Genomic DNA, 21733 nt, shown 5'->3' with positions numbered 1-21733 from the left:
TCCAGCCCGTCACTTGAAAAAGTGCCTCATGACACACTCTGCAAGACCTGAAAGCACATGCTTCCACGAAAAAAGCCGAACACATACAAAAATATCCGAACGCGGTCTCAAATGCCGTTGTTCGGATATTTTTATACTATATATTTCTTCCCCTGTTACGTCTGTGAAAGGCTGCTAGCCGGGATGGAAATCGTGCGGCCCTGCCTGGTCCAGGCTGCCCCTTTCTCACTCGGAAGCTGCCAGTCTTCGTAGCACTGCGTCAGCAGTTCATCCAGCCCTTCCACGTAATGCAGCCTGGTATCTGGATCGTACTTCGCTATTTCTTCCGGGAAACGTTGTGCTTCCGGTACCGATTCATGCAGGGCGTTGATGGCATGAAGGTGGCTGAGCGCGGCTTCCGGACCGCATAGTGTTTCGGTCCGCTGCTCCTGCACGGCTTCCATGCAGTGGTACAGCTTGAAGCTCCGTTCGTTTTCCGGATTGCCGTACGTCACCACCGTACCATCTGTGAACTCCGCCTTAAGCTCCTGCTCATGATGAACGTACGTCAACACGGCGTGTTCGAATTCATAGCGGATGACCGGACCAATCTCTTCTGTAACGGCGTGGGATGCGAGAAAGTATATCGGGACGCCGCCTTCGGTTTCGCCTTTTAATGCACACGTATCAAACGTTTCAATATCGTTGGCACGGTACAGTTCCGCTGTAAGTTCCTTCAAAGGCGCACTGCGTTCAGCACGCGAGCCGAGAATGTAGAACATGTTATGAAGAAAGTGGGACGTGGCATTGTTGACAACACTGTCGAAAATCGGTGTCCGGTCGGCGGCGTATTTTTTCCCGGCCCAGGAAGCCCGTTCATAGTACGCTTCCGTGCGCGGCCAGAGGGCGAGCGTTTTCATGCGCCGGGCTTCGCCGAATCTTCCAGATAGAACGTCCTGTTTCACCTGTTGGATAATCCGGCTGAAGGACCAGTCAAATCCGACCGCCACGAACGCATTCTTCTCCTTTTTCAAACGGATGATCGTTTCTGCGTCCTCCAGAGAAGGAGTCATCGGCTTTTCACACAACACATGGCTTCCATTCTCCAGAGCGCATATCGTCTGCGCGGTATGAAAGTGAATCGGTGTGGAAATAACAGCCATATCCGCTTCATGCTTCTCATAGAAGGCTTCCATCGACGAAAATACCGGAACGTCCGCCTCTTTTAACTGTTCATAATAGTCGCTGTTCTCCGGGGCAATATCCACAACGCCCTGAATCCGGTTGAACATGGACTCTTCCCATAATACTTTCAGATAATTGTTGCCGTAACCGCCGATGCCGACGAGTACGATCGAAACCGATTGTTCCATAAGCTCCTCCTCCTATTTATTCCATCCGGACCGCCTTTTCCTGAGCAGTCAGGCAGAGTTCCGCTGCTTTAAACGCATGCTCCTGCGTCATCGCACGTTCGGTATGTTCAAGACAGTCGAGAATTAGATGGTGGTAGTAAGGGAAACCAACTTTCCCTGCGAGGGAATAATGCTTTTCTCCCTGCTGATTCACCAAAAATAGATGCTCTCCGTTTTCATCGTTGGTTATGTCGATATTCTTCCGTAATTCTATGAAACCTTCCGTGCCAAGAATGATGGTACGTCCGTCTCCCCAGGAACGCAGACCGTCCGGGGTCAGCCAGTCGACGCGGAAATAATTCCCGGCTCCATTATCGCCTGTCAGTGTGGCATCTCCGAAATCTTCCATTTCAGGATGATCTTTATTGACGTAATTGGCCGTTCTGCTCGCCTGCACTTTGGCATCTGTGGCTCCGGTAAAGGTGAGAAACTGTTCAATCTGATGGCTCCCGATGTCACACAAAATCCCGCCGTACTGATCTTTTTTGAAAAACCATTCCGGTCGTGCGGGTGCGTTCAGCCGGTGCGGTCCGGTGCCGATAACCTGAACGACACGGCCGATGGCTCCTTTGTTGATAATCTGTTCAGCGAAAACAGCGCTTTCCACAGAGACCCGTTCACTGTAATTCACCGCCCATTTCAGCCCTGTTTCCTCCGTTTTCGCTTTGGCCCGTTCGAGTTGTTCCATCGTTGTAAACGGCGCCTTGGCGGTGAAAAAGTGTTTGCCGGCGTCCTGCACAACAAGCCCCAGATCTCCGCGTTCGGAGGTGATGGGTGCTGCAGCCACAAGCTGTACTTCCGCGTCCTGCAGAATCTCCGCTTTGTAAGATGCCGCCTGCGCCTGTGGGAACTTCTCCTGAAACGCTTTCAATTTCTCCGTATCTGAGTCATACACCCATTTCACTTCTGCACCGGCCTGTTCAAGTTTCGCGCACATATTATTAATGTGTCCGTGTTCAAGGCCTATTGCCGCGATTTTGAACTCTCCAGGTCCGACGACCGCTTCAGGTTTTGGTTCTGGTTCAAAATGAAGGGTGTTCGAATGGTTCATCATACCCAATCTCTCCTTCTTTCCCTCGCGAAGGTTATATAGTTCCATGGTATACTTTTTCACGCCCCATGTCTTATTAAAGAGTCATTTGTTTCTCAATTTCGGAAGCTGCTTTTCAACCTTCCTTTTTATATTCAGAAGGGGTGTGCCCGGTGTGCTTTTTAAAGACCTGGCTGAAATAACGGGGATTGTTGCCGAATCCTACTTTTTCTGCAACTTCGAACATTTTCACTTCTTCCGTTTGATTCATAAGGCCTTTGGCTCTCTCCATCCGCTCTTTCATCAAATACGTAGAGAATTTCTCCCCTGTCTCTTTTTTGAACAACTTTCCAAGATAATCCGAGTTCATATAAAACACATCAGAAGCAATGCCGGAAATGGAGAGGGATTCGTCATCCAAGTGCTTTATTGCGTAATTCATCACTTCTTTAACGAGTTGATTCTGGGTATGTTTTTGATGCTTGTAATTCTGTGCTGCAATGCCTACCGCGGTTTCTTTCATAAACTCCTCCATCTCCGGGAGAGTTGTGAACGTATGAAACATCGTTACATGGTCAAATAACTGTCCCATCGAGGCACTGTCGGTCTGGCGTATCAACGACATATATAACTCCAGACAGTGCGAGCGGACAACCTGAACATCAAACCTGGCTTTTTTCAGTGCCTGGAAAAAATAATCCAGGTATTCCGACGCTTCTTCCTGATTACCGCTTCGTACAGCCACAAGAAGGGATTCGTGATCCATCGTCAGTCCTTTAAACTCGTGGTTTTCATCTTTTATATCCTCTGACGTCACGATACCTCCTCTACCAAGATAAAACCGGTGGGATAATCCTTCGAGAATTTCCTGATAAAGCAAATGCAGATCGGTAATGCTGCCTGTGCTCGTTACAGACGTGGTAAACGAGGATTGCTGCAGAGCTTTCCAGTCTTCTTTCACGTTCTTGATATGATCAATAAGGGTCTGTACACCACTGTCTTCAACGAGCAGGACAATTCGTTCGGAAATAATAGTTGCAAGCAGAATGTCCTGGCACCCGGATATTTCGTTCTTCAGCATTTCTTTCAGCATAAACAGTGATTCATATTCCACACTGTCATCCAGGACAAAACCGATGAGGCGGAACGATTTCCACTGTGTTTCAAAGCCGAATAGTTCCTGGTAGTACCTCCATTCTTTAATATCAAATTTTTTGTTGATGATAAACTCACGGAGAAACTGTTCTTTAGCTTTTGGGATAATGTTATTCAGATGATCTCTCATATTTTCTATAAATGCTTCTTTTTCTCCAGCCTGATCGAGATCCTGTACAACTTCCCCCACCGCTTCCTCGATTTTCTCCTCATTACTCGGCTTCAACAGATAGTGCTTCACTCCGCATTTCATCGCTGTTTTCGCAAATTCGAATTCATCGTACCCGGAAAGCACAATGAACCGCACAGCCGGAAACGTATCGTGGACTTTTTCAATGAGTTCAATGCCGTTTAAACCGGGCATTTTAATATCCGTCAAAACAATATCCGGAGGGTTTTTTTGAATCAAATCATATGCCATCTGACCATTGAATGCTTTCACCGGTTCGCGCGTGCCGCATTTCTCCCAGTTCACCATGGACGTGATACCTTCAAGAATGAACGTTTCATCGTCAACAACCATTACTTCATACATCCTGCTCCCCCCTCATATAAGGCAGTGTAATCGTAATCACCGTTCCTCCTTCTTCTGCGTTCTCTATCGTCACACCACCATCTTCCCCAAACATGAGATGAATCCTTTCGTTGATATTATATAAACCGATACCGGAGCCTTTCGGTTTCACAACCCCTTCATGAATCTGCCGGATCTTCTGTTCATCAATGCCGGGACCGCTGTCACGGACAATGACTGCCAGTGCCTCCTCCTGCCGGACAATTCCCACCCGGATGGTACATGGCTCCATCATTTCTTCCAGTGCGTGCTGAATAGCATTTTCTACAATCGGTTGAATGGTAAGTTTCGGAATGTTTAAATCACCGGTTCCCGGTTCCTGATCCAGGGAAAATTGGAGCCGTTCCCCGTAACGGAACTTCTGGATGGTAATGTAGTTCTCCACAATTTCGAGTTCCTCATCCACCTGGATTAATGGCTTCTTTTTGCTGATAATATTGCGCATCATATTGCCCAGCGCTTCCGCCATACTTGAAATTTGTGTCTCCTGCCTCATTTTTGCCATCCAATGAATGGAATCGAGTGTATTGTACAGAAAATGCGGATTAATCTGGGACTGCAGCGCTTTATATTCTGTTTCTTTAATGACAAGTTGTTTTGTATAGTTCTCCTTGATCAGGTCGTTGATTTTATTCAGCATAATATGAAAATTCCGCTGCAGATCCCCTATCTCGTCCCGGAGATAAGCAGGCTCTTCGTTCTCTACCTGATCAAATTCGCCCTGCTGGACTTTTTTCATCCGTCTGGTGAGCTCTTCGATCGGTCTCGAAATAGCTTTGGCCGACTGCCGGCTGATAAAAATCGCAATCACGGCCACCAGCACCATATAACCGGCCATCAATTGATAAATTAAGCTTTTCTGACTGTCTACATCTTCAAATGGAAGTGTATTATAGTATGTTAGATCATAATAACGGGATGTTTCATGCGTAACAAAAAATTCGTCCTCCCCCACATCGGTGACAGCATAATTCTCGGTACCGGATACATCCAAAAACGTATCAATTGCGTCTGCCTCAAACGTATCCGAATGAAGAATATTGTTCTCATTTGCTATGACAAAGCTTTTATCCGACGTAATATTAAGAGTCCGGTTAATCATTGCCTCCAGATCAATCATGGTAATCATATATCCAAGATGGTCGAGAGACAGATTTTCCTTTTTACGTATCTCCCGGGCGGAAACGAGAACCTCTTCCTCAGGAAACCCCTTCCACACATGTCCTCCTCCCGCTTCTTGAATCCGCTCCGTCAACTTCTCCATATTCAAATCAATATCCGGAGAAAAACCAGCATTGATGATATTGCCATTCCCATCCACCGTAATCATAGAGGAAATATAGGATTGCTGGTTCACATATAAATTCAGCCGGTTCAAAAGCTCCATTCGTATCCTGTAGGAATTGTAGCCATTACTGCCTGCATTCAGCTGTTCCATATAGAGTTGAATGGTTGGATTCGTAACAATCTGAAATGAATAATCTTCCATGTTTTTCAGCTCATTATCCAGCACATTGGAAGCCAGATGAAGATTACCCGCCGCTTCTTCATAAATCTTATTCTCATAAATCTCCGATAATAAATAAAAAATGAAAAGTCCAAGCACCCCGAATACAGCCATTAATAAAAACGTGAGCGAAAACAGTTTGTTACGAATCTTGGTAAACTGATTAAAAATACTAGTAGGGTGAAACAATTTCAGCCATGTTTTCAATCGATAAAACCTACGCCAGCCGCCTGTATTAATCCTCATCCTCCCCCCTTCAATCGGCTTTACACGCCCCTGGACATTTTTTGCTGACTGCTGCTTTTTCGCACGTAGACAAGACAGATGACCGTGATCAAACCTGCCATTTCTCCAATGGAAGCAGCTACCGCTCCGCTTATTCCATTCCACTCAGGGAAAGCGTTTACAAGAAAGGCGAGAACGATACAAACTATGATGATATTAACAGTCTGGCTGACCATCATTCTTGGTGTCCGCCGTTCCAGCATAATAAATCCGTTAAAAAAATCCACCCACGGAAAAACAAGCACCTTCACAATGAAGAACTGCAGCACCATCAGCGTCGGCCCAGCCAGACCGGGGTCAGCTCCCATTACAACGTTCATGAACCATCCCCCTGCCGGTGTAAGTGTCACAGCAAGCAGCGATAATGCCGGAATCACACTCAGAAATATCGTGAACATCCATACTTTGGAATGATCCCTTTGGTAGAATTGTAGCACAATTTGGTGGGTATACATAAAAAAACTGAGCATGAACTGGGAAATCGTAAATGCGAGTGCAAACGAAGCGATACTAAGTTCCATATCCCTTGTCTGGGCCAGAAACATATAAACGAGCGGCTGCAGCATCGTCTGAAACAAGAAATACACGACCATCGGAAGATAAAACGGCATGATTTCTTTTTTATACAATGTCCCCCCGCTCTCAGGAGTATTTTTTAATATGGTATGTCCTTTCCATACACTAATGACGCATTCGATAAACATCCCTGTCAAAAAGATGACGGCACCGGCCATACTCGTGATGTTTTCAGCTGCCACAAACCACCACGCAATGAGAAACATGGCGGCAACCCTTACAATGACTCCAATCGTGAGCCATTTCGTCTCGAGGTGCCGGATGATGACGCCTTGGTAAATACCTCGTATCCCTGAAAAAATAATCACAAACGTGATCACAAAAAACGTCAACGAAATCGTGCGCACCATATCGTCGTCCGCATTAAAAAGGTGGATAAACATCCACCTTCCAAGCGGCGTGAAGCTGATTATCATACTAAGTACCATCATAACGGCTGTCACGTAGATGAATACGACAAACAGCGGTTGGAATGTTCTTTTATCCCGGACAAGAGCCGAACTTGTCTGTCTGAATACAATCATCGGTTTTTCTACAATACCAAACATCGAAAAGGCAACGGCATAACAAGCTACAATGAAAGCTGCATTATCCGCTCTGCTCAGCGTGCCGTTAATAATAATATGGGTTAGAGAAGTCAAGCTGGAGGATAGACCGAGTGGAATAAAAAAAGCGGCAAGCGCCTTATACGTCAGACTGGAGCATTCCTTTTTCACTTAGCATCCCTTCTTCTACAGTTCTGCGTGCTGTAAACGGCGATCCCCGTCGTCTGCTTTATTTTTATGTTTATTCACCAACCTTCCGGCCGAAGCTGCCAAAAACTGCTGAAAAACAATCGCCAGAACCACAGGCAGTGCTGCCGCCGGAGGAAAGTAGGTAACAGCAATCGCGGCTCCGACGCCGGTGTTACGCATTCCCGCATTATACATCAAACTGACAGCGGTAGGACGGCTCCATCCAAACAGCCTCGCTGCCAAAAATCCAAGTCCGTATGCTGCACAGGCGAGGAGTAAAACAATAAGAAACAAAAAAATCAAACGCATGGAAATCGTTTGAAAGTAAGGGGCAGTGACAGCACTGTTTATCAAAATGACAAATAACACCCCTATTTTGGAAAAAGGGGCGGCGGTTGTTCCAACCTGATGCGCCCGCTTTTCGTTCAAACGGTTAAACAGGACAGCACCCATGGAAGGAACAACTACCATCCAGAGCAGTCCAAGCATAATACCCGGCACATCCATTGCCACTTCGGTTCCAACAAGAATGCTCAATATGGAAGGAACGAGAAGCGGAGAAATCAATGTGTTAATAATAACAACAGCGACCGTCAGCCCGGTATTCCCGCCATAAATATCGCTCCACATAATAGTAATGACACCCGTTGGTATAGAAAACGCCAAAACAAGCCCGGTAATCAGAAGGATATCATTTGTAAAAAAAAGAAGACCCGCACCGTACGCAGCAACAGGCATCACCACCTGCAGCAGAATCATCGCCGTGATGATAGGAAGCGGCCGGAGAAAGGCTTCTTTCATCTGCTGAAGATTGAGCTTCAGACAGCTCGAAAAACTGATAAAAGCAAAGATCCATTTCACCCAGTCCGAAAGCACCTGCGCACCGGACAACACAGTAATGCCAAGCAGCAGCACGAAAGGAATCAAAAACGGCAGAGCTTTCTCGAGGTATTTGTTCACTTGTTGATACACAGAATCCCTTCTTCCTGCAGCATCGGCGGTACATATCAAAGCACCATCATGCCGGTGCGTGTTCGTAAGAATGACCAGCCGCTTTTTCCACCTGCATCTTTTTCAGGGACTGATACACAAGCCACATGTTAATCTGGGCAAGCAGACTGACCCCGCAAATGGGAATAAAACCTGGGAACGAAATGAAAAAATAGTAAGCGGCGAGTAACGAAATAATAATCAACAGTACATTAGCGGTATTGAGAAAACTGAGTGCAATAGAATATTTAATATACTGAAAGAGCTTCATCCTGTAATGGACGTACGTTGGAAATATATAGAGAAGCATAAAGATGAAGACAATTCCTGTAACCATCATGAACACATTCATAGCCGTGAACAAGGTGCCGTCAAAGCTCCGGAAGAAATTCAGGTTGAAATACCAGAGAAGTCCGAATCCGATGAGCGAGAGCCCGAGACCGTTGGCTTTGAAGAACTCCTTTCTGTAACTCTTCCAAAACGTGCGGAATACTTTCACTTCTTCTTCGCCAAGACAGGTCCGGCGCGCCACCGAAAACAAAGCCACTGTGCTCGGGGCAATACCGAAAATAATGCCGCCGAGCAGTGTACAGGCTGCCCACATCACATTCAGATAGAAAAAATAACAGACCCAGCGGCAGAAAGAAATGATGAACATGAACAACAAACCATCTCTTTTCACGTCAATCTCCCCTTCCTTTCATTACTTCGGTTGCAGCCAGCAGATCTTCCACCCGCACCGGTTGGTTCTCATGCGCTGATTTCCAGACCGCTTCCCCTGCTGCAACAGCAAGTGCCCCGTCCCAGCTTCCGGAAAGAATAGTATACGGACGTTTCGGATTCTCCCCGAGAAAAATGTCTTCCTGAAGAACCGGATCCCCGCCGCCGTGGCCGCCTTCGCGTTCAACGACATGAATCGTTTCCTTTGAGCCAAAAAGCGGAAAATAATCAATCGTCTGCTCCTGCACAGGGAACGGAACACGCGACGGCGCATGATACTCCATCGTTTCCAGGCGGCCTTCTGTGCCATTAATCGCAAGGCGGTAGCCTTCATATGGCAGGGAAAAATTCACTGAGTAATTCAGCAGGGATCCCTGACTGTATTTCACAACGGCTGTGTATGTGTCCTCAATCGTAATATCAGAATCAAACACGCACTTATCCGGCCTGTAGCCTGTGTAGCCTTCCCGTCTTTTCATGTCTGAACTGATATGATCATCTTGTACGGATGCTGTGTTACTTCTCGTGTTCCACCGCGTGTAATAAGGGCAGTCCAGCTTCACATCACAGGTGGCGCAGTGTCTTCCGTCTTCTTTCCGCGGGTTATGCACACTATCGCTGCCGTAATAATTCAGAGCGCCGTACGCAAAGACCTCTTCGGGCTGTTGATCAATCCACCAGTTAACAAGATCAAAATGATGCGAACTTTTGTGGATGGACAATCCCCCGGAGTGTTCGCGGTACCGGTTCCAGCGCTGAAAATAAGAAGACCCGTGATAGGTGTCGATGTACCAGTTCAGATCCACCGACGTTACCCGCCCGATTTTTCCCGAATCAATCAACTCTTTAATCTTCATATGATACGGGTTGTATCGGTAGTTAAACGTAACGTTGACGTGCCCTCTGCTTTCTTCTTCCGCTTCCATGATGCGCCGGCATTCATCCGCTGTAACGGCCATCGGCTTTTCAGAAACCACTTCCAGATCATGCCGCAGCCCCTGAATGATAAAATCCACATGCGTATCATCCCGGCTCGTCACAATCACCGCATCCGGCCGGACTTCTTCCACCATCCGGTCAAATTCACCCGCACTGAATGCCGGAACTTCGGTCGTTTCGGGATATTGCTGCCTGCACACCTCAAATCTTACCTCATCCACATCGAGCATCCCCACCAGTTGACACGAGTCAGAGAATGTCTTAAGCATTGGTTTGATAAACATCCCGAGTGCCCGGTTACTCATCCCGCAGACTACATATCGTTTCACATCACACACCTCATTCTGCTGTTTAAAATAAATCGTTATCAACTTTTATTGTAAGCGTTATCAAACGAAAGTCAATGAAGGGTTATCCTTTTAGTCCGCTTGTACTGATCCCGTCCACGATATAGCGCTGGAAGAAAAAGAAGATAATGAAAATCGGCAGCAGACTCAAGGTCGTCATCGCAAACAGTGCGCCCCAGTTGGTCACCGCCTGCGGATCGGAAAACAGTTTCAGCGCAAGCGATACTGGATACTTTTCCGGTGTCTGCAGATAGATAAGTGGTGCCATAAAGTCGTCCCAACGCCAGTAGAAGGAGAAGATCGTTGATGTCATCATCGCCGGAACAATCAATGGAACAATGATTCGAATAAAGATGGAAATCGTGTTACAACCGTCAATTCGGGCTGCCTGATCAAGTTCCGGCGGAATCGTCCGGATAAACTGGATCATGAGAAAGATAAAGAACGGATACCCGAAAAAGGTCGGCAGAATCAGCGGCAGGTACGTGTCAATTAAATTAAACCAGTTGAACATGATATACTGCGGAATCATCACCATTTCAAAAGGAAGCATCATCGTCATAAGCATGAGGGCAAACCATACTTTCCGCCCTGTAAAATTAATTCTTGCAAATCCATATGCCGCTACCGCCGAGAAAACAATACTTCCTATGGTCGAAATACCTACGATAATAAACGTATTTTTATAGAAGGTGGTGAAAGAAATGCCCGCAAAGCCTTTCCACCCCTCTACATAGTTCGAGAATTCCCAGGACTCCGGAATAAGACTGTGGGCGTTCACAAACACATTCGAACTTTCTTTCAGGGAACTGGCCAGCATCCAAATGAGAGGATAAAGCATAACCAGTGTAAAAAGTCCCAGCAGCGTATGCTGTGTGATTTTTTTCAGTCGATTCTTTGTTTTATACGTCATGCATTACACCCCCTGATATTACCCATCATAATGAACCCAGTAGTCGGAACTTTTGAAAATAATCGCTGTGAAAATACCAATGATCAAGAGCATCACCCAGGCAAGCGCCGAAGCATAGCCCATATCAAAGAACTGGAACGCCTGACGGTACATGTAAAGCACATACAGCAGGGTGCTGTTAACCGGTCCGCCTTCGGTAATGATAAAGGCCGGTGTGAACGCCATAAACCCGTGGATAACCTGCATAATTACGTTAAACAAAATGACAGGCGTCAGCATGGGGAGCGTAATTCTGAAAAACTTCTGCAGCGGAGTGCCCCCATCCACTTCTGCCGCTTCATAATAAATCCCGGGAATATTACGAAGACCTGCGAGGAAGATAATCATCGATGAACCGAACTGCCATCCGTAAAGAATAACAAGTGTCCAAATCGCTGTATTCGGATCACCCAGCCAGGAATGGCCCGAAAGGCCGATGCTCTCCAGCATGGAGTTTATCGCACCGTCGTTTCCGAATAACTGTCTCCACATAATGGATACCCCGATGCTTCCGCCTACGATGGACGGCAGGTACAAGAGGGTCCGGTAAATACCGACCATCTCCACTACCCTGTTTAAAACGAGGGCAATCAATAAGGCGAAGATAAGCCTGAACGGCACAGCCGTTCCGGCGTAAAAGAATGTTACCCGCATCGATTCCCAGAACACCGGATCATTTGTAAACATTTCTTTATAGTTGGCCAGTCCCGCCCACTGCGGGCTGCCAACGAGGTTGAAATCCGTGAAAGATAAATACAGCGAATACATCATAGGAAACAGCATAAATGCTATCGTTCCGAAAATAAACGGACTAAGAAACAGATACCCCATCTTATTGTCTACATCTTTGACCGGCTTCTTTTGCTTTTTTGATGAGGGGTTCCGCTTCGGGGTGTTGGGAAACTGTGTTTCTTCTGTGTGTGTCTGCTGCATCTATGCCACTCCTTTCATCAGTAAATGAAAAGGGGTCCTGAACTTGTCTGGAGCACAGGACCCCTGCTTTTTCCCTATTGTTCTGACAATATAGACTCTGCTTCCTGTCTGAAATGTTCGGCGCCTTCCTGAGGCGTCATTTCCCCGTACATTACCATTTCATCGGTGTCTTTGAGCGCCTGCAGCACTTCTGACGCAGAAGCCGGGAAGTTGGTGTCCGGTGCCGAACTGTTTTCCGCTACAACATCAAGGTAATCGAATATTTTTTCCTGAGCTTCAGTCAAACCGCTTTCCCTCAGTGCTTCACGAACATCCGGTTTAATCGGTACGCCGCGGTCGCCTCCGATTACTTCAAACACTTCGACTGTGTTGGTGTAGAAGTTAATGAAGTCTGCCGCCTGTTCTTTGTGTTCCGAGTTCTCTCCGATGGACCACAGCATGGACGGCTTCTGGAACATGCCCTGATCATTGTTTTCCCCAGGCATCATAGCGATTTCCAGCGGCGTATCTGTTGTATTCTGGAGCGTCTGGAACTGGTTTGACCAGTTCTTGATATGAATGGAGGTCTCGCCTCTTGTAATCAGCTCATCTTCAAGACCCTGAATCTGATCGACAACACTGTAGTCCGGGCTGACTTCATTATCAATCTGCTGCTTCATCATCGAGAAGTAGTCAGCCAGGAGCTGATCATCTTCATATCCAAGTCCCGTACCGTCTTCGTTAAACATGGCTTTGCCGTTTTCCCGCAGATAGTATTCAAAGAAGTTGTCAGGTTCTGTGTAACTCACACCGTACTGACCGGTTGCTTCCGAGATGCCGGAAGTGATATCCATATATTCCTGCCACGTCCAGTCATTGGACGGCATTTCAACATCTGTGCCCTCAAATGCTTCCGGGTTGTAGGCAACCATCATGGCATTGGTTCCGGTCGGAATTCCAACCTGGGTGCCGTCGACCTGACCACTTTCAACGACGGTGTCTTCCACCCCTTCCAGATTGATTGTGCCATCTTCAATATACGGGCCGAGATCTGCAAGAAGCCCTTCGCCGGCATACTGGTTTACGTACTCCCCGAAGTTCTGCTGCATGATGTCCGGCAGGTTGCCGCCGGATGCTTGAGCGGCCATTCGTTCAAAATAACCATCAAAACCGGAAAATTCCGTATTAATCGTGACGTTCGGGTTTTCTTCTTCATACATTGTGATAATTTCTTCTGTCATGTCATGACGGGCCTGCGATCCCCACCAGGACATTCGGAGTTCTATCTCCCCGTCGGAACTGCCTTCATCCGAACCGCCGCCTTCTGAGCTTCCACCAGAACTGCCGGAGTCACTTCCGGCTTCCTGGCCCCCTCCGGTACCACTTCCAGCACAGGCAGCAATAAATACAATCATAAGAGCAGCACACATCAGCAACCATACTTTTTTCAAATGCTTCACTCTCCCCTTTAATAAATTTGAAAGCGCTTTCTGTTTATATATCTATAATATTGTATCCGTTTACATTTCGTAATAAAAAATTCAGACATTTGTGTTCAAAAATCAGACACAACTTCTCAGGAGCTTTTTTGGTTTCAAAGGCATTTGGAAAAGAAGGAGCCGTTGAACCGCTGCTGCAACCGGCTTTTACACCTTAGGTAATGAAGAGGGGGCTGGAATGGATATGCACACTACATGGCCGGGGACAGCGTATAGTGTCCACGGAGATGGCTTCGATGGAAACTATAACTCCCGATCAGACGATTAGTGGTTCCCATCACCCATTAACAGCCATCACTGCACAGAATGTAAGCCGTAATGTCCCTCAAGACACCGTTTCGAGGACACTAATTCTTCTTTTTCATTTGATAGTGGATACTGACGAAACAAAAACACCCGGTTGTCATCAAAAGACAGCCGGGTGCGTTTTCTATTTTGAGGAAATATGATGTTTTTCCTTATTGCGCAACAGTTTTGAGCAGCTGGTACAGGTTGGATTTGGCTTCGAAACCGATCCCGGGCACGTCCGGGAGCGAAACGCGTCCGTTTTCGACCGGCTGGTTATCCGCGAATCCGCCGAATGGTTCAAATACACCGGGGTACGATTCGTTCCCGCCAAGTCCGAGTCCGGCTGCAATGTTCAGTGACATCTGATGGCCGCCGTGCGGGATGCAGTTCCGCGGGGACCAGCCGTGTTCCTCGAGCATCTGAAGGATCCGGCGGTATTCCACAAGCCCGTAACTCAGGGCGCAGTCAAACTGAAGGTAGTCTTTTTCCGGACGCATCCCCCCGTAGCGGATCAAATTTCTTGCATCCTGCATGGAAAACAGATTTTCCCCCGTAGCCATCGGAGGCGCGTAGTGTTTTCCGAGTTCGTTCTGGAGTTCAAAATCAAGAGGATCTCCCGCTTCCTCGTACCAGAACAGCTGATACGGTTCCAGCGCTTGGGCGTATCGCAGCGCTGTGTCGAGATCAAAGCGTCCGTTTGCATCCACCGCAAGCGACTGCCCGTTTGGCACGACTTCCAGCACCGCTTCAATCCTGCGCAGGTCTTCTTCAAGCGAAGCCCCGCCGATTTTCATTTTTACAACCGAGTAGCCGGTCTCCATATACTGCTTCATTTCATCCTGAAGCGCATCGTATCCTTTTCCAGGCTTATAGTATCCTCCGGCGGCATAAACAAACACGCTGTCATCCGCCTTCCCCCCGCGGTACCGATCCGCAAGCAGCTGGTAAAGCGGCTTTTCCTCTATTTTAGCCACCGCGTCCCACACCGCCATATCGATCGTGCCGACAGCCACCGAACGTTCACCGTGGCCGCCCGGCTTTTCCCCTGTCATAAGGATATCCCAGATTTTATAAGGATCCAGGTTCTCCCCTGTCTCATCCACTACCTCATCCGAGGCTGCTTCGAGAAGCCGGGGGATGAACCGCTCGTGAAGCAGACCGCTCGGGGCGTACCTGCCGTTGGAATTAAATCCATACCCGACGACTCTTTTCCCATCCCGCACAACATCCGTTACAACCGCAACCACCGAAGCGGTCATTTTGCTGAAATCAATAAACGCATTGCTGATATCCGATTTGATCGGAACGGCCTGTTCTTTTACATCGATGATTTTCAATATATTCAGCTCCTTTTCACAAAGGTTGTTCTCTATGTTTTCAACATAACATGGAGCAGTATCATCTGCTGGAAATAATATTTAAATGATAGCATATTCACCCGGTTATCCTATCATTTCACGCGGCTGTAAAAAATATGACCGGATCGGAAGCCCATTCCCGATCCGGCCTTCTGCTTTTATTTTTTCACCCTGACCACAGTGCTTCCTTCCCATTGTTCTCCGGAAGCCAGTTCACCGCTGACTGTGACTTCTGTTTGCTTTCCTTCTTCCAGGACATCCGCCAGATCCTGACGGTTGAACTGTACCTTATAGCTGCTGCTTCCCGGCTGCTTCACCGGTTCCGCTTCCTCATTAAGCCGGATCGAGTCAAACTGTATTTCTTCAACGTCATGACCTTCCGGCAGTTCAATATGAACGGTGGCCACGCCGCCGCCTTTCACATTCAGGACAGGCGGAGTAAACCGGAGGTCAGCTTCCACGGTTTCTGTGCCTCCGTTTTCCCCAGGCGCCATGAACTCCAGGAAGTCTCCCCGGATGATATTTCCTTCCTCATCACGCTCGTATGGAAGCTCCGGTTCAAGACTGGCAAAGTTGTCATCCGACAGTTCCGTTCCGGAAGCATTGTCCGATACTTCTCCGTCAAACAGATAGTTGGTGTCCGACTCAAGATAGACCGGATAGCTGTCTGCCGCTTCATAATCCTTCTGATAGGATACAAAGTGGTCAAGCTCAAATTCTTCTTCAATGTCATCATACGTTGAGAAATCAAGGTTGCCGCCTGCGTTATTAAACGAAACATTGTCCTCGGCAATAATCGCGGGGTTGCTGTTGCTTGTGAACCCGGCTGCGCCGTTATCAAAGGCGATGCTGTCCCGTATCACATGGGGAACGTTTACTCCTTCGCCGCCGAGCTTAAAGCCGTTCTTATCCCCGGTTCCTTCGGTTCCGTCCGTTAAAAAGCCGTTGTTATAGGCGATACTGTCTTCAATGGTTACCGCGCCAATCGCCCCGGTTCCAACTTTCGTGTAAAGATCCCAGCCGTCATCGATATTGTTATGAGCAATCGTCCCGCGGAACACATTGCCTTCTCCGGACGTCAACTTGGCCGCAAAGCCGTCCGCGTTGTTTTCCGACGGATCCCGGTTATCAAATGACGTGCTGTTCAGAACCAGGTTATGAGACGGCCATTCGGATTTATCGTCTTCTTCCGAATCCGTCCGACTGATCTGCATCCCTGTGTCACCGTGCTCATAAAACCGGCTGTTTTCTACAATGTTATGGTCGCCGCCGATGACAAACCCTTTCGTATTGCCGGCAGAGCGGGCAAAATCAAGGCCTTCCACGTGCCAGTAATTACCGCTCAGCTCCACCCCTTTAGACTGCTTGTCAAAATCAATGACCGGATCTGCGCCGGGAGCTGCTTTCAGTGTTTTCCGGGCATCTTCGGTTCCGTCATGGTACTGCTCAATCATCAGCATTTCATCCCGTATATACTCCCCGTCTGTCACAAGAATCGTCTGTCCGGGACTGACGAAATCAACAGCTGTATCGAGATCCACCGGATCCGCTTCTGTTCCTTCACCGGAAGCCTCCGCGTCCGGAGCCGTGTATATGTCTCCTTCAAACGTCCGGTTGGTAACAGAAAAATTTGTTACGATCTCGTCATACGACGTCAGCAGCTGCGTATCATCCGGCAGGAACACAGAGGTGAAATTCGTATCCGTATTTTCCGGAAGTGTCGTCTCCATCACCTTCATTTCCCCGGCTGCCATTTCTTCCTGCTCTGCGATCGTTTCGAGTCCCTGCTTCAATGTAACGGTACCGTTTACGTTGGACTGAAGTCTGACAGTATACTGGTCTGTTTCCGATGTCTCCTCCAGTGATACAACGTCCACCTCTGGTTCCACCGGTTCAGCAGGTGGTTCCACTTTCGGAGTATCCGTTGCTGCTGCACTGATATTCATATCTATATTTTCGACCACAATATCCGCTTTCCGGGCGGTGTAAAAACCGACATACACTTTATCATCCTGCACGTTCAGAATATCCGGTTCATAAAGAATCTCTTCTTCGCCGTTATTCAGTGTTCCAGTATACCCGCTGTTCGTCTTGGACAATGTCAGGTGATAGTCTTCTTCCGGATGCGTATTGGATGGTCCCGGCTTTTCATTTTCCAGCATGATTTTCTGAATGCCTTCACTGCCGGCTCCGTCTGAAGACTCCACACCGGTCCGTACAAACAGCTGTGTACCGTTTTCCTCCATCGTGCCGCCGCTGAATCCGCCGACTGCGGCTATATTGGATGCAAACACGCTCGTGTTTCCATCTTCTCCGATGGCATCACGGGCCATAATACCAAACGATTCCTGACCGTCATGCGGATCTTTGGCATAATCGTTCACCTGAATATCAGCCGACAATTCAAAGTTGTCTTCTTCTTCATCAATCACTGTGTAGTAATAGGAAATGCCGTCATGATCGCCGGTGATCTTTCCTCCACTCGGACCCTCGGCTGTCAAAGCCACGGAAGAACCTTCTTCCATCACTTCCACATCGTTTGAATCATCTCCCGCGGACTGTCCGAAGTTGATGGAATGCCATTCCGGAACCGACGCTTCGCGTACCGTTACTTCATAAGAAATGGATTCCATACCTTCCGGTGCGATCGTGATTTCATAGGTTCCGGGCGTGGAACTGTCAAAATCAGATTCTTCCACGGTGTACGTTCCTTCATCCAGGACCTCTTCATCACCGTTGTCATACAGCCTTGATACTTCCAGTCCTTCTGCTGAAAAAGAGTCCCCGGTTTCAAAGGTTGTCTCTGGATAAGACGTAATACCAAGTCCGGTTACCTCTTTTTCCTTCACATCCACATCAAAGGAGGCCGTTTCTCCTTTATGGGTGACCGTCACCTGCCGTTCCCCCGGTGTGGCGGTATCCAGGTCCGAGGCTTCCAGGTCATCCCGCGTTAACCGGACATTGCTGCCGTCATCGTACTGGGCATAAACCGTCATGCCGTCCAGATCCAGTTCTTCCCCGAGAAAGTACGTTGTTTTTTCGGGAGGCTGCCGGATATCCAGACCGGTCAGGGCGGCATCCGATACGTTGATATCAAAAGAGGTGGACACGTTCGACCGGCCTGCCGCTTCCACGGTGACTGATTTTGTGCCGGCACCTTCGAACGTATAATCTTCCCCGGCCTGTTCCCCATCGATCAGCAGGTTGTAATCTTTCGGCGCCAGTTCCTCCGACTGATAGCCGTCGTTGTACTCCCCGGTTACGGTTAACCCTTCCGGATCAAAGGTATCTCCAAGGTAATAGGAGGTCTCTGCCGGATGATACTTGATCTCCATTCCTGTCAGAGACAGTTCCTCAATGGTAAGATCAATTGCTTTTGTCACACCGTTATAACTGACAGAAATGGTATTTGTTCCGGCTTCGCTGCTGTCAAAACCGGACACGATGTAATCTCCCGCCGACAGTTCTTTTGTTGTACCATCAGCGAGAACGGCAGTTACCTGCAGTCCTTCTGTGTTCAGTTCTCCGCCAATTAAATAATTCTTCTTCATACTGCCGGCATCCAGTTCCAGTTCCGATACGCCACTGTCATTCACGTCCAGTTGAAAATCACTGAAGTTGACCACTGCTTCCCGCGCTGCATAAAAGCCGGCGGTCATCTCTCCGGAAAACATATCTTCTTCTGTCAGCGTCTCTGTGTCACCGTTGGATTCCAGCAGGTACGTGTCTCCTGATTTCTGAATTCGGAGGTCGAACGTTTCTCCCGGTGCAGGTGACTTATTATCAAAGGAAGCCAAATCCTCGTAATCGTTGTCTCCTTTTTTATAGAACCCCTGCATCTCTCCGCCCAGCCCTCCGGCTGCTGCATAGTTTGCGGTCTGCGTACTCGTATCACCATTTTCACCGGCTTCATCGCGGAGAATCACACCGAAGGAAACCTGGCCATCCCCGCTGTTATAGCTTTTCACCTCAGCGGTTGCCTGCAGTTCAAAGTTTGCTTCAGAGGGGAGCTGCCTGAAATAATACGACAATCCTTCCGACCCGCTTTCTATCTTCCCTCCTTCTGCCGTAATCGTGACCGATCCATCGTCTTCCATCACCGGATCGGGATTGGACGTTTCCCCGGTATTTGAACCGAACGCGCTGAACATCCATTCACTAGAGTCCGCTTCATCCGCGAGGACAGATAACGGCGAAAACGCAAGCAGCAGTGACATCGATAATGCCGTTCCTTTTTTCACACCCTTCATGTTCACCTCTCCTTTTTCTGGTAAGTAAAAGTAAAACATGTCCCTCCTTTCGGAAACGTTAATAAAAAATTGTAAGCGCATTCATAAAAAGTGTCAATTTTGTGACGGTTGTTGCTGCTTGATTTCTAATTGTTAATTAGAACTTTAGAACCACCTGGCTGTATTGATTAGAAAAAGGCATGTTTAGATATCAGATATAATATTCTAATTATTCTACTTATTTCAATAAGATAGTACCATTTTGTGAAAACACTGCCATACATACTGACGCACATAAACAAAGCGTCAAAAAAAGCATGGAAAACGGAAAAATCCGCTCTTCCATGCTTATGCCGGTATTAATTTTCATCTACGAGAAGCGGAACCTGCCGGAAGCCTTCATCGGTGTGCTGAATGAGACCGATATCGGAGAGGCGGAGATCCGGAATCACCACGAGGGCGAGCAGCGACAGGGTCATAAAGGCGTAATTCATGGTACATCCTGCTGACTCCAAGGCTCTGCTGATTCCCTTTGATTGCTCAGCTACGTGTTCAAACGGCTCCGGTGACATGAGGCCGGCGACCGGAAGAGGCAGTGCCGTCGTATCGTTTTCGGTAACAACCACAACGCCTCCCTGCATGTCGATCACTTTATTGGCGGCTTCAGCCATCAGCGTCTCGTTATTTCCGATTACAAGCAGATTATGAGAATCGTGCGCTGTAGTGGAAGCAAGCGCCGCCGGTTTGGTAAACCCGACGTTTGTCAGATATGCCGACGCCTGCGATCCTTTCAGACCGTGGCGTTCAATCACCGATATCCAGCATACATCTTTGTTCTCCGGAAGACGCAGTCTCCCGTCACGAACCGGAACCTCGATATGTTCTTCTTTCGTATCGACATGGTTTTCCCGTACCTGAATGGCTCTTGCGGTATACGCTCCATCCGGTTCTCCCGCTGGTCCTTCAACGTGAAAATCTTCCGCTTTCACATCCGACTGCAGGTGAACAGACTGCATGGCTTCATCCGGGATGCCGCTGCTTTCCCAGTCAATTAACATGTCCCCGTCTTCTGCGGCCTCCACACCAGCGGCAATGGTCGTTCGAACATTCACGTCACGAAGCGGTCCATCCAGAATGAGAATATCAGCGTACCTGCCCGGTGTGACCGACCCAATATCCTGGGACAGTCCAAATCGTTCGGCAGTATTCAGGGTGGCCATCTGAAACGCGGTTACAGGCGGTACGCCCTGTTCGATGGCATGCCGGACGACAAAATCCATATGTCCTTCATCCACCAACGATTCCGGGCTGCGGTCATCCGTGACAAGCATAAGCCGGCGTGTGTCGATTCCCTGCTCCGTGTAGGCTGTGATCGTCGGCACGACGTCATGCCACGCCGACCCGCGTCGGAGTTTAGCGTACATGCCGAGCCGCACACGGTCGATGACTTCTTCAGCACTTGTCACTTCGTGATCCCCCGAAATGCCGCTTGCAGCATACGCCGACATCCGCCAATCGCCGCTTGGCCACGTGTAATGGCCGTCTGCCACCCGGCCGGCTTTCAGCGTTTCCTTGATCTCACCGAGCATTTTCTCATCACCGAACACAACGCCGGGGAAGTTCATTACTTCTCCAAGCGCAACCATATCCGGCCCCCAGGTGAATGCTTCGGCCACTTCATCTGGACCCAGTTCCGCTCCGCTCGTTTCAACATCGCTGCTCGTCGAAGGAACACACGAAGCCGCCTGCATGTAGCCGGCCATCGGAGTCTGCCGAAGCTCCTCAAGCATCAGACGCAGTCCTTTCATACCGAGCACGTTCGCAATCTCATGGGCGTCAAAAAATCCGCCGGTTGTTCCTTTGGGAAGCACGGCGCGGGCGAACTGCCGCGGCGTAATCTGACTGCTTTCAATATGGCAGTGTCCGTCAATCAGACCGGGAGTCACGTAGCGGCCGCCGGCGTTGATCACCCGGGTATGAGGCCCTTTGGTGTGAGACGCATTATATCCGACATAGGCAATGCGTTCTCCCTGCACCGCAATAGACATCCCCGGCTGTATCTCACCGGACATGACATTGACAAGTCTCGCGTTTTCAATCACGAGCGTCGCCGCTTCATCGCCGCGTGCGGTCTTTCCAAGCGTCTCCATATCTTCTGCAAGCGTTCTTCTTGAATCGGCAAATGTCACTGTATTCATCATTTCAGCTCCTTTATCTTAATCATATTATACGAATGAAAAGCGGAGC

The 21733-nt window shown here is 48.4% G+C and carries 14 protein-coding genes; all 14 read right to left on the bottom strand.

From position 1 onward, the window contains the following. Nucleotides 1-155: 155 nt before the first annotated feature. The 14 genes from BM058_RS00215 to BM058_RS00150 all read right to left on the bottom strand — a co-directional run bounded on the left by BM058_RS00215 (nucleotide 156) and on the right by BM058_RS00150 (nucleotide 21687). Nucleotides 156-1352 carry a Gfo/Idh/MocA family protein gene (locus BM058_RS00215; RefSeq protein WP_090925030.1) on the bottom strand — a complete coding sequence of 399 codons (1197 nt, stop codon included), beginning with the start codon at nucleotides 1350-1352 and terminating at the stop codon, nucleotides 156-158. Between the two features lie 16 nt (nucleotides 1353-1368). Continuing rightward, nucleotides 1369-2442 (bottom strand): Gfo/Idh/MocA family protein, encoded by a 1074-nt coding sequence (locus BM058_RS00210; protein WP_090925264.1) that lies wholly within the window; start codon nucleotides 2440-2442, stop codon nucleotides 1369-1371. A gap of 115 nt (nucleotides 2443-2557) precedes the next feature. Beyond that, nucleotides 2558-4111, bottom strand: coding sequence for a response regulator (locus tag BM058_RS00205; RefSeq protein WP_090925029.1), 1554 nt, complete (start codon nucleotides 4109-4111; stop codon nucleotides 2558-2560). Beyond that, a complete protein-coding gene (locus BM058_RS00200; RefSeq protein ID WP_090925028.1) occupies nucleotides 4104-5903 on the bottom strand; it encodes a cache domain-containing sensor histidine kinase in 1800 nt (599 codons plus the stop codon). The genes BM058_RS00205 and BM058_RS00200 overlap by 8 nt, the downstream gene beginning before the upstream one ends. Nucleotides 5904-5923: 20 nt before the next feature. After that, a complete protein-coding gene (locus tag BM058_RS00195; RefSeq protein ID WP_090925027.1) occupies nucleotides 5924-7234 on the bottom strand; it encodes a hypothetical protein in 1311 nt (436 codons plus the stop codon). 15 nt (nucleotides 7235-7249) lie between these two features. Then, the gene (locus BM058_RS00190) at nucleotides 7250-8224 is read right to left on the bottom strand and encodes a bile acid:sodium symporter family protein (RefSeq protein WP_090925026.1); all 975 of its coding nucleotides are present in this window, start codon (nucleotides 8222-8224) and stop codon (nucleotides 7250-7252) included. A 46-nt stretch (nucleotides 8225-8270) separates the two neighbouring features. Next, on the bottom strand, nucleotides 8271-8924 hold the full coding sequence (locus BM058_RS00185) for a YesL family protein (protein WP_090925025.1): 654 nt from the start codon (nucleotides 8922-8924) through the stop codon (nucleotides 8271-8273). A gap of 1 nt (nucleotide 8925) precedes the next feature. After that, complete coding sequence (locus tag BM058_RS00180; protein ID WP_090925024.1) at nucleotides 8926-10230, bottom strand: Gfo/Idh/MocA family protein; 1305 nt, start codon at nucleotides 10228-10230, stop codon at nucleotides 8926-8928. 82 nt (nucleotides 10231-10312) lie between these two features. Further along, nucleotides 10313-11161, bottom strand: a complete 849-nt coding sequence (locus BM058_RS00175) for a carbohydrate ABC transporter permease (RefSeq protein ID WP_090925023.1) — start codon at nucleotides 11159-11161, stop codon at nucleotides 10313-10315. Nucleotides 11162-11179: 18 nt separating this feature from the next. Next, a complete protein-coding gene (locus BM058_RS00170) occupies nucleotides 11180-12031 on the bottom strand; it encodes a carbohydrate ABC transporter permease (RefSeq protein ID WP_245736765.1) in 852 nt (283 codons plus the stop codon). A 176-nt stretch (nucleotides 12032-12207) separates the two neighbouring features. Then, nucleotides 12208-13563, bottom strand: a complete 1356-nt coding sequence (locus BM058_RS00165; RefSeq protein WP_090925021.1) for an ABC transporter substrate-binding protein — start codon at nucleotides 13561-13563, stop codon at nucleotides 12208-12210. Nucleotides 13564-14069: 506 nt separating this feature from the next. Next, a complete protein-coding gene (locus tag BM058_RS00160; protein ID WP_090925020.1) occupies nucleotides 14070-15236 on the bottom strand; it encodes a mandelate racemase/muconate lactonizing enzyme family protein in 1167 nt (388 codons plus the stop codon). Between the two features lie 179 nt (nucleotides 15237-15415). Beyond that, on the bottom strand, nucleotides 15416-19507 hold the full coding sequence (locus BM058_RS00155) for a bacterial Ig-like domain-containing protein (RefSeq protein WP_090925263.1): 4092 nt from the start codon (nucleotides 19505-19507) through the stop codon (nucleotides 15416-15418). A gap of 338 nt (nucleotides 19508-19845) precedes the next feature. After that, complete coding sequence (locus BM058_RS00150; protein WP_090925019.1) at nucleotides 19846-21687, bottom strand: adenine deaminase; 1842 nt, start codon at nucleotides 21685-21687, stop codon at nucleotides 19846-19848. Between the last annotated feature and the right edge of the window lie 46 nt (nucleotides 21688-21733).

The sequence above is a fragment of the Salibacterium qingdaonense genome (assembly GCF_900114715.1).
GTDB lineage: Bacteria > Bacillota > Bacilli > Bacillales > Marinococcaceae > Salibacterium > Salibacterium qingdaonense.
The sequence above is the reverse complement of the archived record's forward strand: the minus strand, read 5'-3'. Positions and strand labels throughout refer to the sequence as shown.